15 protein-coding genes are annotated in these 12,994 nt (G+C 63.0%); 3 read left to right on the plus strand and 12 right to left on the minus strand.

Annotated features, from left to right (window positions below):
- Positions 1-9 precede the first annotated feature (9 nt).
- Positions 10-963, plus strand: a complete 954-nt coding sequence (gene coaA, locus FB466_RS02650) for a type I pantothenate kinase (RefSeq protein WP_211344744.1) — start codon at positions 10-12, stop codon at positions 961-963.
- 79 nt (positions 964-1,042) lie between these two features.
- On the opposite strand, the gene glmM is transcribed toward coaA, so the two are convergent.
- The 4 genes from glmM to truA form a co-directional block, all read right to left on the minus strand.
- Positions 1,043-2,389 (minus strand): phosphoglucosamine mutase, encoded by a 1,347-nt coding sequence (gene glmM, locus FB466_RS02655; protein ID WP_141915612.1) that lies wholly within the window; start codon positions 2,387-2,389, stop codon positions 1,043-1,045.
- A 25-nt stretch (positions 2,390-2,414) separates the two neighbouring features.
- Positions 2,415-2,900 carry a 30S ribosomal protein S9 gene (gene rpsI, locus FB466_RS02660; RefSeq protein WP_141915614.1) on the minus strand — a complete coding sequence of 162 codons (486 nt, stop codon included), beginning with the start codon at positions 2,898-2,900 and terminating at the stop codon, positions 2,415-2,417.
- Positions 2,901-2,944: 44 nt separating this feature from the next.
- Entirely contained in the window at positions 2,945-3,391 is a 447-nt protein-coding gene (gene rplM / locus FB466_RS02665; protein ID WP_141915616.1) for a 50S ribosomal protein L13, read from the minus strand.
- A gap of 157 nt (positions 3,392-3,548) precedes the next feature.
- Positions 3,549-4,418 carry a tRNA pseudouridine(38-40) synthase TruA gene (gene truA, locus FB466_RS02670; RefSeq protein WP_141915618.1) on the minus strand — a complete coding sequence of 290 codons (870 nt, stop codon included), beginning with the start codon at positions 4,416-4,418 and terminating at the stop codon, positions 3,549-3,551.
- 79 nt (positions 4,419-4,497) lie between these two features.
- On the opposite strand from truA, the gene FB466_RS02675 reads away from it, so the two are divergent.
- Positions 4,498-6,471, plus strand: coding sequence for an acyltransferase family protein (locus FB466_RS02675; RefSeq protein ID WP_141915620.1), 1,974 nt, complete (start codon positions 4,498-4,500; stop codon positions 6,469-6,471).
- A 74-nt stretch (positions 6,472-6,545) separates the two neighbouring features.
- Complete coding sequence (locus tag FB466_RS02680; protein ID WP_141915621.1) at positions 6,546-8,081, plus strand: RNA polymerase sigma factor; 1,536 nt, start codon at positions 6,546-6,548, stop codon at positions 8,079-8,081.
- Positions 8,082-8,183: 102 nt separating this feature from the next.
- Here FB466_RS02680 and rplQ read toward each other — a convergent pair whose 3' ends face one another.
- The 8 genes from rplQ to FB466_RS02720 all read right to left on the minus strand — a co-directional run bounded on the left by rplQ (position 8,184) and on the right by FB466_RS02720 (position 12,971).
- Positions 8,184-8,702 (minus strand): 50S ribosomal protein L17, encoded by a 519-nt coding sequence (gene rplQ, locus FB466_RS02685; RefSeq protein WP_141915623.1) that lies wholly within the window; start codon positions 8,700-8,702, stop codon positions 8,184-8,186.
- A 39-nt stretch (positions 8,703-8,741) separates the two neighbouring features.
- On the minus strand, positions 8,742-9,731 hold the full coding sequence (locus FB466_RS02690; RefSeq protein ID WP_141915625.1) for a DNA-directed RNA polymerase subunit alpha: 990 nt from the start codon (positions 9,729-9,731) through the stop codon (positions 8,742-8,744).
- A gap of 119 nt (positions 9,732-9,850) precedes the next feature.
- On the minus strand, positions 9,851-10,249 hold the full coding sequence (gene rpsK, locus FB466_RS02695) for a 30S ribosomal protein S11 (RefSeq protein WP_141915627.1): 399 nt from the start codon (positions 10,247-10,249) through the stop codon (positions 9,851-9,853).
- Between the two features lie 44 nt (positions 10,250-10,293).
- A complete protein-coding gene (gene rpsM, locus FB466_RS02700) occupies positions 10,294-10,668 on the minus strand; it encodes a 30S ribosomal protein S13 (RefSeq protein ID WP_141915628.1) in 375 nt (124 codons plus the stop codon).
- 182 nt (positions 10,669-10,850) lie between these two features.
- Entirely contained in the window at positions 10,851-10,964 is a 114-nt protein-coding gene (rpmJ, locus tag FB466_RS02705) for a 50S ribosomal protein L36 (protein WP_011186712.1), read from the minus strand.
- Between the two features lie 71 nt (positions 10,965-11,035).
- On the minus strand, positions 11,036-11,257 hold the full coding sequence (gene infA, locus FB466_RS02710; protein WP_141915630.1) for a translation initiation factor IF-1: 222 nt from the start codon (positions 11,255-11,257) through the stop codon (positions 11,036-11,038).
- Between the two features lie 167 nt (positions 11,258-11,424).
- On the minus strand, positions 11,425-12,564 hold the full coding sequence (locus tag FB466_RS02715) for a mannitol-1-phosphate 5-dehydrogenase (RefSeq protein WP_141915632.1): 1,140 nt from the start codon (positions 12,562-12,564) through the stop codon (positions 11,425-11,427).
- The gene (locus FB466_RS02720; protein ID WP_425460895.1) at positions 12,561-12,971 is read right to left on the minus strand and encodes a PTS mannitol transporter subunit IIA; all 411 of its coding nucleotides are present in this window, start codon (positions 12,969-12,971) and stop codon (positions 12,561-12,563) included. Before FB466_RS02720 ends, FB466_RS02715 begins: the two co-directional genes overlap by 4 nt.
- Between the last annotated feature and the right edge of the window lie 23 nt (positions 12,972-12,994).

A 12,994-nucleotide genomic window follows, 5' to 3' on the forward strand; every position in this document is an offset into this window, starting at 1 on the left:
GGAGATCTAATGAGTGATGCGATGCGTGCCTGGCGCGAAGATGCGGCCAGCCCCTACACCGAGATTAGCCGCGAAAAGTGGGCCGCCCTGGCACCGGCGACCCCCCTCCCCCTCAGCGAAACCGAGATCGTGCAGCTGCGCGGTCTGGGCGAACCGCTCAATATGGTGGAGGTCGGCGAGGTGTACCGACCACTCAGCCGCCTGATCAACCTGTACGCAACGGGTACTCGGAAGCTCAACGCCACCGCCAAAGAGTTCCTGGGCGACGAACCCACGGCCACCCCCTTTGTCATCGGCATCGCCGGTTCGGTCGCCGTCGGCAAATCCACGATTGCCCGCCTGCTGCGCGAGCTCCTCGCCCGCTGGGAGGACACCCCCCGCGTCGAGCTTGTCACAACCGACGGTTTCCTGTACCCCAACGCCGAGCTGGAACGCCGCGGCATCGCGCACCGTAAAGGCTTCCCCGAGTCCTACAACCGCCGCGCCCTGCTCAAGTTTGTCAGCCAGGTGAAGAGCGGTGTCGCTGAAGCCCGCGCGCCCTTCTACTCGCACCTCGTCTACGACATCATGCCGGATGCCCACGTTGTGGTTCGTCGCCCCGACATCCTGATCGTCGAGGGCCTCAACGTGTTACAACCCGCCTCCGCCGAGCATCCCCTTGCCGTGAGCGATCTCTTCGATTTCTCCATCTATGTGGATGCCCGCACCGACGATATCGCGCGCTGGTACGAGGACCGCTTTCTCACCCTGCAGAAGGGTGCCTTCACCGACCCCTCCTCCTACTTCCGTCGCTTCGCCGACCTCAACGAGGATCAGGCCCGCGCACTCGCGAGAGAGTACTGGAAGAACATCAACGAGCCCAACCTGCTCGAAAATGTGCGCCCCACGCGCTCACGCGCCACGCTCATGCTGCGCAAAGGACCCGACCATGCCGTCAATAAGGTGCTGCTACGCAAGATGTAGCCGCCCGTTAACGACAGAACGCGAGGATAGTCTCCTCGCGCTCTGCCTGAAATCCTGCTCGCCGCACCGGCGCCTCCGGTTAGAGTGCCGTACGCGCCCGCACTACATCAGCCAGATCGTTGGCCAGCTGTTCGGCGACCGAGTGTTCGGCAGCCTCGACCATCACCCGCACAACGGGCTCGGTGCCCGAGGGACGCAGCAGCACACGGCCAGTCTCACCCAGCACCAACTCGGCCTGGTTAACCGCCTGGGCGATCACCGAGTCTGTGGCCGCTCTACTCCGGTCAACCCCGCGCACATTCACGAGAATCTGCGGATAGACCGTCATGACAGAGGCGAGTTCCTTGAGGGTACGACCGGTGCGCACCATCTCCGCGGCCAGTTGCAAGCCCGTCAGGATACCGTCGCCGGTTGTCGCGTGCTCACTCATGATAATGTGCCCAGATTGTTCGCCGCCGAGGGAATAGCTGCCCTCGTTGATCGCCTCCAGCACGTAGCGGTCACCCACCCCGGTCTCCACAATCGCGATGCCGCGGTCGGCCATCGCCACCCGTAGTCCCAGGTTGCTCATCACCGTCGCCACGAGGGTGTGCTCCTTGAGCAGCCCGCGTTCCGACATCGAAAGTGCCAGGATGGCCATGATCCGGTCGCCATCGATGACGTTGCCCTCGTGATCCACCGCAAGACAGCGGTCGGCATCTCCGTCGTGGGCGACGCCGAGATCGGCACCGTGCTCACGCACAGCCGCCGCAATGAGGTCGAGGTGGGTCGAGCCCACTCCGTCGTTAATGTTAAAGCCGTCTGGGTCATTACCGATGACAGTGACCGTGGCCCCCGCATCCCGAAACACATCCGGTGAGATGCCCGCGGCCGCACCGTTGGCGCAATCGAGCACCACGTGCACACCATCCAGGCGCTCGGTGAGTGTGCCCAGCAGGTGCACCACGTAGCGGTCCTCGGCGTCCGCGAAGCGGCGGATGCGGCCCACCTCGCGGCCCGTCGGGCTCAGCTTGGGTTCGGCCAGCGCTGCCTCGATGCTGTCCTCAACATCGTCGGGTAGCTTGACTCCACCGCGCGCAAAAAACTTGATTCCGTTATCGGGGGCCGGGTTGTGTGAGGCCGAAACCATCACGCCAAAATCGGCTCCCGCATCCGCCACCAGGAAGGCGGCGGCCGGTGTGGGAATAACACCGGCATCGAGCACATCTACGCCAGCACTGGCGAGGCCAGCGCATACGGCGGCAGAGATGAACTCTCCGGAGACCCGGGGGTCTCGGGCGACTACGGCTACGGGTCTGCGGCTGTCCTCACGTGCAGGACGACCCAGCACCCGGGCTGCTGCTTGAGCAAGCCCGAGTGCCAGGTCGGCTGTCACGTCTATACCAGCGAGACCACGAACTCCGTCCGTGCCAAAAAGGCGACGCACAATAAGTTCCTGTATCCCGCGTCGATTAACGCTTCGAGTACTGAGGAGCCTTACGGGCCTTCTTGAGTCCGGCCTTCTTACGCTCCTTGACGCGAGCGTCACGACTCAGGAAGCCGGCCTTCTTGAGGGCGGGGCGGTTGTTCTCTTCGTCAATCTCATTGAGCGCACGGGCGATGCCCAGGCGCAGTGCACCGGCCTGACCCGAGGGGCCACCACCCGAGATACGGGCGATGACATCGTAGCCACCGGCCAGCTCAAGAAGGGTGAACGGGTCGTTAATCAGCTGCTGGTGCAGCTTGTTGGGAAAGTAGTCCTCAATCCCGCGACCGTTGACGGTGATCGTGCCGGTTCCGGGGATCAGGCGCACGCGGGCAATAGCCTGCTTGCGTCGGCCAACGGCTGCGCCGGGAACACTCAGGGCCGGACGGCTTGCCTGGGGTGCCGCCTCGGCGGGGGTTTCGGTGGTGAAGCTTTCGGGAGTTGCCTCAAGCTGGTCTGCAATAGTAGCCACGGTGTCTAAAATCCTTTATTTTCTAATATCTCTAGGCTTCGCGACTACTGCGCGACCTGCGTGAACGTGAATGCCTTGGGCTGCTGCGCACCGTGGGGGTGCTCGGGGCCTGCGTAGACCTTCAGCTTGCGGAACTGGTCAGCACCCAGCGAGTTCTTGGGCAGCATTCCACGAATGGCCTTCTCCACTGCACGCTCGGGGTTCTTGGCCAGCAGGTCGGTGTAGCTCACGGAGCTGAGTCCACCCGGGTAGCCTGAGTGGCGGTAGGCGCGCTTATTCTGCGCCTTATTTCCCGTCAGAACGACCTTGTCGGCGTTGATGATGATGACAAAATCGCCCATGTCCATGTGGGGGGCGAAGGTTGCCTTGTGCTTGCCACGCAAGAGTGCTGCGGCGTGGGTTGCGAGACGGCCCAAGACGACGTCGGTGGCGTCAATGACGACCCACTCGTGCGTAACGTCTGAGGCTTTAGGAGAAAAAGTGCGAGTCACTACTGTGCTGCTTTCTGTGTCGAAATGAGGTGTTCGTGAATCCCACTCCAGTGGTGTTTCCCCGGGGGAAGCAACTGTCGGAGGGCTCAACTTCGGGCATTCCATCCCAGGGACAGAGATACCAAGGGTCAATCCTAGCAGACAAGCTCCGCACTACCTAGTCGCGGATGGCGCGGGTCAGATCGGCCCGTTCCGCCCACTGCGCGGCCTCCGGGTAGGCAACCTGCTCCAACGACAGCCCGTGCGGCGGCATCACCACAAAGCGGCTGCCCCGCGTGACCGAGTCGCGAACATCCGCCATATCCCCCACCGAGAGCTTCCCCACGCCAACCGCCACGCAGGCACCCACGAGCGAGCGCACCATCGAGTGACAGAACGCATCAGCACGCACCTGGGCGATCAGCACCCCGTGCTCATCGCGCCGCCAGCGAAATGACTGCAGGGTGCGGATGGTGGTGGCACCCTCGCGCGCCTTGCAGAAGGTCGCAAAGTCGTGCAGACCCTCCAGCGCACGACCGGCGGCATCCATCGCCTCGTGGTCAAGCGGATAATCCACCCAGACCGTGTGCGCGCGCGACAGCGGGTCACGGTCGGCCCCCAGATCAGCCAACCGATACTCGTAACGCCGCCACAGGGCCGAAAAGCGGGCATCAAAATCATGGCCCACCTCGGTCACCTCGGTAATAGTGATGTCGCTATTGGTGTGGCCCAGGACCCCGCGCAACCGCGTGCGCAGCTGGCTATCCCGCGGGGTATCACGGTTGTCACGCCGCCGGTCACCCAGCGCGACAAGCTGATCGGCGTTGAGATCAACGTGTGCAACCTGACCCCTGGCGTGCACCCCGGCATCCGTGCGACCGGCGACCGTGAGCACGGGAACGCCGCCCAGGTGTCGGGTGACCGTGGCCAGGGCAGATTCGAGGACTCCCTGCACCGTTCGAAGGCCGGGCTGTTTCGCCCAACCAGCAAAATCGCTTCCGTCGTAGGCGAGCGCCACGCGAAAGCGACGAGAGTCGTTGCTGTGCATACCTCCATAAAACCACACCGGGCGGTGGGCCGCGGGTATCCTGGGGTGACTTCCCCCGCTCCCCAACCCCTACAGTAGGATGATCCACCACACGTTTCCCGCCGTCGCGACAGTTCCCACCGGGGCTGTCGGCGCTGCCACGACGCGCCGCTACAACGGGCTCGACGGATTACGCGCACTAGCTGTCTCGCTCGTGCTGGTGTACCACCTCACTCCCGGTGTGCTCCGCGGAGGTTTCATCGGCGTGGACATCTTTTTTGTGGTCAGTGGCTTCCTGATCACGAGCCTGCTCCTGCGGGAACACGCCGTACACGGCCGCATCTCACTGCGCGGGTTCTGGCAGCGCCGAGCCCGCCGTCTCTTGCCAGCCCTCGCCCTCGTCACCCTCACCTGCAGCTCACTCGGTGCCCTGGTGGGCGGAGATACCCTGGTCAATCTGAGCAATCAACTCCTGGGAGCCGCAACCTTTAGCAGCAACTGGGTCTACATCATTGACGACAGCAGCTACTTCGCACGAGACACCCCCGACCTCTTCCGCAACCTCTGGTCCCTCGCCGTTGAGGAGCAGTTTTACATCCTGTGGCCGCTCGCCGTTATCCTGCTTCTCGCCGTCGCGCACAGCCGACGCCAGCGGGTGGTCACAGTAGCAACCTTCGCGCTCGCATCTGCGGCACTCATGGCTTTCTACTATGTGCCGGGTGAAGACCCTACACGCGCCTACTTCGGTTCAGACTCGCACAGTTTTGGACTGGCGATTGGGGCCGCACTCGCGTTCCTCGCAACGCGGACTCAACCGGGCCGGACATCCGACCAGCGGCCCAGCTCCGCTCTCCTCGCCCGCCCGGTCACCGTGTACGGAGTTGCCCTGTTCAGCACTCTGGCCCTCTTCGCCGGGGCCGTGTGGCTACAGGAACAGGGCGGCTTCACCTATCGTGGCGGGATAGTACTCGTGAGCCTCGCCACGGCAGCGCTAATCTGGGCCGTCACCAACCACACAACCGCCCTCGGCCGGTTTGTGGATATCCGCCCCCTGCGCTACATTGGCGAGCGTTCCTACGGCCTCTACCTCTGGCACTGGCCACTCTGGGTGCTCCTCCAGAGCGCCACGCACACCCTCGACCGCGCGCACTGGAACCCCTGGCTCACGGGTGTGCTCGCACTCGCCCTAACCGCCATCTGCGCCCACCTGTCCTACCGCTTTGTCGAGCAACCCATCCGCCGGCTGGGTCTGCGCGGTGCGGCCGTGGCCGCGTGGCATTCGGTGGGTGGTACCGGAATTCGCTCCGTAACGGCGAGCACGGTCGCCGCGCTCCTGGTCCTCACCGCCAGTGGCAGCACCTCTGCAATCATGTCGAGCACCAGCACAAACTCGGCAACAACCAACATCGAGCGGGGGCAGACCGCTGTCAACAACGCCGACCTCGAAGGAGCCGCCCCCGACGGTATCAGCCCCAGCGCTACAGCCCCCGGCCCCGGTAGCGCGGGGAACACGCCCCCCGGTGTACCACCACCACAGCATCCACTTCCCACCGGCGACCACATCTCGGCCGTCGGCGACTCGGTGATGCTCGCGAGTGCCCCCGAACTTCAGGCCGCCTTCCCCGGGATCACGGTGGATGCCGCCGTCTCACGCTCCATGCGCAGCGGCGCGGAGATCGTAACCCGGATGGCCACCGAGGGCACCCTCCGCAACGTTCTGATCGTGGGCCTCGGCACCAACGGCCCTATCAGCGACGAGTCACTCGAGGCAATCCGGGTCGCGGCCAACGGACGACCACTCGTCCTGGTGAACGCGTTTGGACCGCGGAGTTGGATTCCCGAGGTCAACGCCCAGCTCACAGCTTTTGCCGCCCGCTACCGCAACGTAGACGTCGCCAACTGGAACGAGACGATCAGTGGCAGTGTCAATTTTCTCGCCGGCGACCAGATCCATCCCGGGGCGCAGGGCGCTAGTCTCTATACATCGAGCGTGCAGGCGGCCCTTCAGCGGCTCGCCGATCTGCCACCCCTCCGCGACAGCACGGGCTACGGGCTCGCGGGTCCGCCCTCCTAGACCCCGCCGACGGACCGGACGGTTATCGGCACACACCATCCCGCATCAGGGCAACTTACGCTTATGATGGTGGGATGTCCGATATTCTCCCCGCTCTGTCTGACGACGACCTGCTCAACCGGGTCCGTGACGGCGATCTGGACGCCGTCAGCGAGATTTTCTCCCGCCATCACCTCGCCGTGCGCAACCTCGCCTTCCGCTGGGAGCAGAACCCCACCCAGGTTGACGATCTTGTCTCGGAAGCCTTCGCTCGGCTGGTAGAGCAGCTCAAGGCGGGCAAGGGACCGCAGTGCGGTGTGCGGCAGTATCTCTACGTGACCATGCGCAACATCGTCACCGATTCGTTGCGGGCGTCGGCACCCACCCACTCTGTGAGCGACATTGACGACTATCTTCCCGCGGTCGAGGCAGCAGACCTGGCAGGCGAACGCGACTGGGAAAACACAATTGTGGCACAGGCGTTCACGGGGCTGCCTGAACGATGGCAAGAAGTGCTGTGGTACGGCTCCGTGGAAGGGCTCAAGCCGCGCGAGATGGCCCCGATTCTCGGCCTGGCACCCAACGCCTGTTCAGCGTTGCTCTTACGAGCCCGGGAAGGTTTCTCACGCGCCTACCTGGAGGCCAGAGTCGCCTCCGATCTCCCCGAGGAGTGCAAGGCGAATGCGCCAGCCCTCGCCGATATCGCCACGTCGCGCGGTCACACCCCGCGCGCCCTCCGTCGGCATCCACACATCAGCACGTGCGCCCACTGCCAGGCGGCACTCACCAATAGCGCGGATATCACGGCCACCCTCCGCACAATCGTTGCGCCGCTGACGGTGGGCAGCGCTGCCGTTGCGGCCGCACTCTGGCCGACCCAGCAGGCCTCAGCTCTGGCCCTACTGGGCGCATTCCCCCTCACAAAAATTGCGGCGGGGGTACTCGTTGCCACTGTCGTTACCACCGGGGCCATCCTGGGCCTGACCCACGCGGAACCCGGAGAACAGGATGCGGGCCAGCCGCTCACCGCAGCAGCATCGCTGGAGCAACCGGGTGTACCCGTTGCTCCCGATCCCGGTGACGCCCCCACCGCTCCCCTGGGTGAGGTCACCATCGAAGGTGCCGCACCCACGGAACCGGCCGCGGCCACTCCAGGAAAGCCCTCGGCCACTCCCCCGGGTACTGTTCCGGCTGCACCCAGCCCCGGAGCACCGCCCGCAGCTCCGGCCACCCCGACGATAACTCCGACCCCCACCGTGGGCTTTACTCTCTCTGCCCCGGCCACAATTGAACAAAAGTCTTCAGACTCACTCGTCGTGACCGTCACAAACTCAGGTACGGCCGCCTCGGGGTCACTCTCGTTCAGTGTGACACTCAACGGGGATGGATCTTTCCCACGCAGCACAGCACAGTCAAGCGGCGCAGCCGCCTGGAGCTGCACGGCCTCGGGAACGACGGCCCGCTGCACCGCCAGCAACCTGGGGGTCGGCAGCACCAGCTCCGTTTCCATCCCCGTGGCGGCCGAGGGATATCCCGGAAGCACAGTCACCGCCCTGCTCAGCCCCAGCGGCAGCGGGGTCACCTCGACGGGAAGCAGCGCATCGAGCACCATCGTGTGGCCCACCCGCTAATCCGCCACACGCGGAGGCACGGAACCCTCCCATCACGAGAGAGCCCCCGAACCGGGAACGGTTCGGGGGCTCTCTCGTGATGGTGCCGTGCGGAGCGGAGGACTACTTGTCCTCGGTCTCCTCAGCCACAGCTTCCTCGACAACAGCCTCGTCGGCTACGGTCTCCTCAGCAACAACGTCCTCGACAGGAACGTCCTCGGCAGGAGCTTCCTCGACAACAGCGGCGGGCTGAGCCGCCTGGGCCTTCTTCGCCTTGGGGGTAACGGGCTCAAGAACGAGCTCGATAACGGCCATGGGCGCGTTGTCTCCCTTGCGGAAACCGGTCTTCGTAATGCGGGTGTACCCGCCCTCACGCTCAGCCAGCTGGGGGGCGATCTCGGTGAAGAGCTCGTGAACAACATCCTTCTGCGTGATGTTCTGCAGCACGCGGCGACGCGCGTGCAGGTCGCCACGCTTGGCGAAGGTAACCAGACGCTCAGCGTACGGCTGCAGGCGCTTGGCCTTGGTCTCCGTGGTCTGAATGCTCTTGTGGATAAACAGCGATGCGGCGAGGTTCGCGAGCATCAAGCGCTCGTGCGCCGGTCCGCCTCCGAGGCGGGGTCCCTTTGTGGGCTTAGGCATTTTAGTTTCTCTCTGGGATAAAAGGTGTGGTGGAGGTGATTACTGGTTGGGCTCTTCGTCGTAGCTGTAGAACTGTGCGCCGTCAAAGCCGGGCACGGCGTCCTTGAGCGACAGTCCCAGCTCAACCAGCTTGTCCCGAACCTCGAAAACAGACTTCTGACCGAAGTTACGGATGTTCATAAGCTGCGCCTCAGACAGGGCAACCAGCTCACTCACAGTGTTGATTCCCTCGCGCTTGAGACAGTTGTAGCTGCGCACCGAGAGGTCCAAATCTTCAATCGGAACAGCCAGTTCGTTGCTCAGTACGGCGTCAACCGGAGCGGGGCCGATCTCAACTCCCTCGGCGGCGGTGTTCAACTCGCGGGCCAGACCGAAAAGCTCAACCAGCGTGCTACCGGCCGATGCGATGGCGTCACGGGGCGTGATCGCGGGCTTGCTCTCCACGTCCACAACCAGGCGATCAAAGTCGGTACGCTCGCCGGCACGAGTTGCCTCGACGCGGTAGGTCACCTTGAGAACGGGCGAGTAAATCGAGTCAATCGGGATGCGACCCACCTCGGCATCCTCGTTACGGTTCTGAGTGGCCGACACGTAGCCGCGGCCACGTTCGATTGTGAGCTCCAGCTCAAACTGAGCCTTCTCGTTCAGGGTGGCGATCACCAGGTCGGGGTTGTGCACCTCAACGCCGGCCGGAGCCGAGATATCGGCTGCGGTCACTTCGCCCGCACCGGTTTTACGCAGGTAAGCGGTGATGGGCTCGTCGTGCTCGCTGGAGACAACCAGATCCTTGATGTTCAGGATGATCTCGGTCACGTCTTCGGCCACACCCGGAATGGTGGTGAACTCGTGTGAGACACCCTCAAACCGAACGCTGGTGACGGCGGCACCCGGAATGGATGACAGTAGGGTACGACGAAGGGAGTTTCCGAGCGTGTATCCGAAACCGGGCTCCAGGGGCTCGATGACGAAGCGTGAGCGAAACTCCGAGATGTTTTCTTCAGTCAGAGTGGGGCGCTGTGCAATGAGCACTGTGTGTTTCCTTTCGGCTAAGAGTCCGCTATATGACTCTTGCGTTGTCGAGGTTATTAAGTTGTGGAGTGCGTCGAGCCTTCACACGGGGTGAAGGCTCGACGCACCGGAAGAACGATTTAGACGCGACGACGCTTCGGCGGGCGGCATCCATTGTGCGCCTGCGGAGTGACGTCGGTGATCGAACCAACCTCAAGACCGGCCGCCTGGAGCGAACGGATCGCGGTCTCGCGTCCCGATCCCGGTCCCTTAACGAAAACATCAACCTTCTTCATACCGTGCTCCTGCGCCTGACGCGCGGCGGACTCGGCGGCCAGCTGAGCGGCGAAGGGGGTCGATTTACGCGAGCCCTTGAAGCCCACCCCACCCGAGGAGGCCCAGCTGATTACGGCACCGGTCGTGTCGGTAATCGACACGATGGTGTTGTTGAAGGTCGATTTGATGTGGGCTTGGCCCACAGCAATATTCTTCTTGTCTTTACGACGCGGCTTACGAGTAGCCGCTTTTGGTGCTGCCATTGTTTTCTCCTAAAACTGTTTGGCGATAGCCCAGTGGCTAACTACTACTTGGCCTTCTTCTTACCGGCGACGGTACGCTTCGGTCCCTTGCGGGTACGTGCGTTGGTCTTCGTGCGCTGTCCGCGAACGGGCAGACCGCGGCGGTGGCGGATACCCTCGTAGCTACCGATCTCCACCTTGCGACGGATGTCGGCGGTTACCTCACGGCGAAGGTCACCCTCCACCTTGAAGTTACCCTCGATATAGTCGCGGAGCGCAACGAGCTGCTCGTCGGTCAAATCCTTAACACGGATATTTCCGTCAATTTCGGTGTCGGCAAGGGTCTTGAGTGCCCGGGTACGACCCACACCGTAGATGTAGGTGAGTGCGACCTCCACGCGCTTTTTGGGCGGGATGTCTACGCCTGCTAGACGTGCCATGATGGCTTCTCCTCTGAAATGAGTGGAGGTATGTCACAACACCTGTGCCCCGGCCTCCAACCGGGGGTGTCCCCCGCACGTATGCGGGATCTGGTATTGCTCGTATTTTTTTATACTCTCGTGCGAGAGGCTGTGTGAGATTGCTCTCGATTTTCGCGAATTCTCGGGATACAGACCCGAGATTAGCCCTGGCGCTGCTTGTGACGCGGGTTTTCGCAGATAACCATCACTCGACCGTTGCGACGGATGACCTTGCACTTGTCACAGATCTTCTTAACGCTGGGGTTGACCTTCATAATGTTTTTCCTTGGTGTCGCTGTCCTCGTGCCGGCGGGATGCCGTCGGCCGTTACTTACAGCATCCAGATTTACTTGTAGCGGTAGACGATACGACCCTTGGTGAGGTCGTACGGCGTCAACTCCACAATCACGCGATCCTCCGGGAGGATACGGATGTAGTGCTGACGCATCTTGCCAGAAATGTGGGCGAGTACCTTGTGCCCGTTGGTGAGCTCAACGCGGAACATCGCGTTGGGCAGAGCCTCAACTACCTGGCCCTCGATTTCGATGACGCCGTCTTTCTTGGCCATAGCCTCACTGTCGCTAAAGTATTAATGGATGCTGGTCCTGCGTGGGGCCTGGGCGCGAAGGCACAAACCGCCAAAGAGAAATCCTACCGCGTGTCGGCTTGCTTGTCCACTTGAAACCGGTGCCACCGACGGGATGGAGCGCACACGCGGTAGGCCGGATGCCCAGGCTATCCTCGAAGCAGCGCCACCACGGCAGGGAAGAGCGGGTGTTCCGATTCGAGGCCGGTGATCCGCGTGGCAAGTTCTTCAGGAGCGAGATCCGAGGCCAATAGAGCCCTCAGCTCAACGCTCTCCGGGTCCTCCGCAACGTCGAAACGTAACAGAGCACCGATAGCATCCAAGAGGGCATCACTCGGGAGGCCACGCTCAGCCAGTTCGGTGGCTGGGCCAATGAACCGCTCGTGGCGCGACACCTTACGCAGCGGCTGGCGACCAACCCGCTGCACCGTATCCGTGAGGGAGGGGTTGGCAAAGCGTGTGAGGATCTTGGTGAGGTAGGCCTCCTGCACATCGGGATCGAAGCCGTGCTTGGCCACCACAAGCGCCTTAGTCTCCTGAAGCACGGCGTAAACCCGGTCGCGGACGGTCGGGTCGGCAAGCGACTCGGCGATGCCCTGGTACCCCGCGGCGCGACCGTAATAGGCGGTCGTCGCGTGGCCCGTGTTCACGGTAAACAGCTTGCGCTCGATGTAGGGCGCGAGATCATTCACCCACGTCACACCCGGGATATCGAGGGTGCGACCGTCAAACGGCCCGGCCTCAATCGCCCACTCGAAGAACGTCTCGACCGTGACATCCAGGCCGGCCGTAGGATCCTGCCCTGGCACAATGCGGTCAACCGCCGTATTGGCGTACAGCACACGGGATTCAAGGAGGACGGCATCCTCTCCCGCCTGCTCCCGGATATGGGCGGCGAGCGTATCGGTCGCATTGATAGCATTCTCACAGGCCATGACCACAAGCGGTTCCGCCTCCGCGGGGCGCAGGCGCAGACCCGCAATGATTGCGGGCGCAATGAAGCGCAGCACATTGGGGCCCACCGCGGTGGTCACAATCGCGGCCCCCGCAACCTCGCGGGCAACGGTATCCGGTTGGGTCGCACCGTTGAGGGCGCGAAAACCCGAGACCACATGGTCGGCGGAATCCTGCCCCACCTCGTGCACCGTGTAACTGTCGGCGGCGGCAAGCGCGTCGATAAGTTCAGCGTTAACATCGCTAAAGACAATCTCATAACCGGCACGGTTGAGCAGGAAGCCCACAAAACCCCGGCCGATGTTCCCGGCCCCAAAGTGAACGGCGGTGCTCATTCGTTGACCGCCTCAAGCAGGGCAAAAACCTCGTCGGCCGAGCCCGCGGCGAGCAGACCGGCCACCTCATCCTCCTCAGAAAAGATGATGGCAATCTTGGACAGAATCTCCAGGTGCTCGTTGTTGAGGCCGGCAATGCCGACCACAAAACGCACCTCGTTGCCGTCCCAATCGATGGGTTCGTCGTAGCGCACCACCGAGAGACCGGAGCGCAGGATACTGTCTTTGGCCTCATTGGTGCCGTGCGGAATAGCCAGGAAGTTACCCATGTAGGTGGAGACGGATGCCTCGCGTTCAAACATGGCCTCCACATAGGCGGGCGACACCGCCCCGGCCTCTACCAGCACGGTGCCGGCCTCGCGAATCGCGTCATCCCGCGTGGCGGCGGTGCCGGAAACACGGATCATCTCTGCGGTCAAAATGCTGTTAC

It is taken from the genome of Klugiella xanthotipulae, from assembly GCF_006716695.1.
Classification (GTDB): domain Bacteria; phylum Actinomycetota; class Actinomycetes; order Actinomycetales; family Microbacteriaceae; genus Klugiella; species Klugiella xanthotipulae.